The 1,110-nt window shown below is 59.5% G+C and carries 2 protein-coding genes; one reads left to right on the top strand and one right to left on the bottom strand.

Going from position 1 to position 1,110, the window contains the following annotated elements:
• A partial coding sequence (locus CT676_RS45995) for a cupin domain-containing protein (protein ID WP_275552157.1) occupies positions 1-426 on the bottom strand: 426 nt, incomplete at its 3' end.
• A 272-nt stretch (positions 427-698) separates the two neighbouring features.
• On the opposite strand from CT676_RS45995, the gene CT676_RS43735 reads away from it, so the two are divergent.
• A complete protein-coding gene (locus CT676_RS43735) occupies positions 699-968 on the top strand; it encodes a hypothetical protein (RefSeq protein ID WP_085401693.1) in 270 nt (89 codons plus the stop codon).
• Positions 969-1,110: the final 142 nt, after the last annotated feature.

The following is a 1,110-nucleotide window of genomic DNA, read 5'->3' as shown; positions in this document are numbered from 1 at the left end:
GACGGCCGTCACGCGAGCCGTGCCATAGAGCATGTAGGCCCATTCTGACGCCTTATGCCAATGCAGCTCACGCACACCGCCCGCGTTCAGGCGCATATTTACGCCGGCCATGGACTTGGCAATGCCTAGCTCACGCTGCGTGACCTGGCGGGTCCAGCCGCCCGGCTCAAGCCGCATATGGGCGTCCGAGAACGAGAAGCGCAGGTTCGGCAAGGTACCATGATCAGTCGACGGCGGAACCAGCAGATCCGGGTTCTGCCGATCCCGCATGAGATTGCGCGGACCGGGATCGGTGCCGCCGTGACCCGGTCGCTGTGGCTGAGGAATCGCGCCGTCCGCGGTTTGCGCGTGCGCCAGCCCAACGCTCGTTAGCAGACCTCCGGTAGCGGTCGCTGCCAACATATGGCGACGAGAAATGGAATCCATGCGCGGTTCTCCCATGATTCCAGGCTACAATGCTTCTGCGCACGACACCTGCGCCTGACGTCTCCGAGCGTCGTCCGTTGGAAGCGGTTCACACTATCAAAGCAGTACACTTCGATATTTCTCGTTAGCACGAGTTCCGGCGGCTTCCGGCAGGGCGAGCGCCAACATTGGCGCTGTCCGCCTCGATGTTTCGATAGCCGTATCGGTTTTCGAACCAGGCCGTGAACCCATACCCCCGCTGCGATCGACGAAAGACCCGGGATCACGATGCGGTGCTCTATGCTCGTACGGATGCCATCCACGATGCCTTTGGCGGACAGTTGGCTGCCTTCACTAAGGACGGCGAGGACAACAAAACGCTGTTCGCAAAGACCGGAAAATTGCCGATGCCGGTCTTGGCTATCGGTGGCGATCACTCCGTCGGCACATTGATGAACTCCGACTTGGCCGATGTCGCGAGCGCCGCCAAGAATGCTGTCATAACCAATGCGGGCTTTTTGCCTAATTGTCTCCGGAACTGCTTGAGGTCAGCTTTGGGTTAAAAGAAGTCCTCGGCTGAACCGATCGGGCAGGTCAGCTATGGGCCGATTTTGTTGCAAAAGTCAGTTGAGACGAGCCGGCAAGCGTGATTCCGTTGTGTTGACGCGAATCGCGACGAGGTCGATCCATGATGGGCCGTCTGAA

This window comes from Bradyrhizobium sp. MOS001, from assembly GCF_004634465.1.
Lineage (GTDB): Bacteria > Pseudomonadota > Alphaproteobacteria > Rhizobiales > Xanthobacteraceae > Bradyrhizobium > Bradyrhizobium barranii.
The sequence above is the reverse complement of the archived record's forward strand: the minus strand, read 5'-3'. Positions and strand labels throughout refer to the sequence as shown.